Source organism: Bradyrhizobium sp. KZN70725, assembly GCF_055264925.1.
The window spans coordinates 1-970 of the sequence record NZ_JBUYWT010000181.1; the positions used below are offsets into that span (position 1 = coordinate 1).

The following is a 970-nucleotide window of genomic DNA, read 5'->3' on the forward strand; positions in this document are numbered from 1 at the left end:
GGATTGAACGAAGCCGCTGGCGCGGCATGTAGGGAGTCATAGCAAGGATTGCCTCCTGTCTGAGAGGATTGCGGGTTTTCGAAGCCCAACCCTTTAGACAGGAGGTTTTCCGATGACTGAGATCAGCCCACTTCGCCGCCGCATGATCGAGGACATGACGGTCCGCAATCTGTCACCGGCGACGCAGCAATCCTACCTCAACGCCGTAGCGAAGTTGAGCCGATATTTCGGTCGTTCCCCGGACCGCCTTGACCTGGAGGATATCCGTGCCTTCCAGGTTCATCTGGTTGCGACGGGGATGTCCTGGCCGGCGCTGAACCAGATCGTCTGCGCGCTGCGGTTCTTCTACGGTGTGACGCTTGGTCATGACGCCGTTCCGGAGCGCATCGCCTATGCGCGTAAACCGCGCAAACTGCCGGTCGTGCTGAGCGCCGACGAGGTCGTTCGCTTCCTGGAAGCAATCCCAAGCCTGAAGAGCCGTACCGCGTTGACCACCGTCTATGCCGCAGGCTTACGCGTATCGGAAGTGGTCCTCTTGAAGGTTGTCGACATTGATAGCCAACGGATGTTGATCCGGGTCGAGCACGGCAAGGGCGGCAAGGACCGTTACGTTATGCTCTCGCCGCAGCTTTTTAAGGATTCTGCGGACGTATTGGCGGCTCACTCGGCCAAAGCGATGGCTGTTTCCCGGTCGCGACGACGAGCGTCCGCTCGTCCCGAACGTGCTGCATGCCGCGTGCCGTTCAGCCTGTGCGGCGGCCGGCTTGAGCAAGTCGGTGACAGTGCATACGCTGCGGCACACCTTCGCGACCCATCTTCTGGAGAAGGGGCCGACGTGCGCATCATCAAGGTGCTGCTCGGCCATGCCAGTCTGGCCAGCACGGCGCGCTATACCCAAGTCGCCACTAAGACCATCAGCAATACGCCAAGTCCGCTTGACCGGCTTCGCCTGGAGGTCGTGCCGCCCGGC

General features: G+C 61.1%; 1 protein-coding gene. It reads left to right on the top strand.

Features of this window, described 5'->3' with window-relative positions; all coding sequences use genetic code 11:
• Positions 1-112: 112 nt before the first annotated feature.
• On the top strand, positions 113-970 hold an 858-nt coding region (locus tag ACZBJS_RS42580; protein WP_463440339.1), incomplete at its 3' end, for a tyrosine-type recombinase/integrase.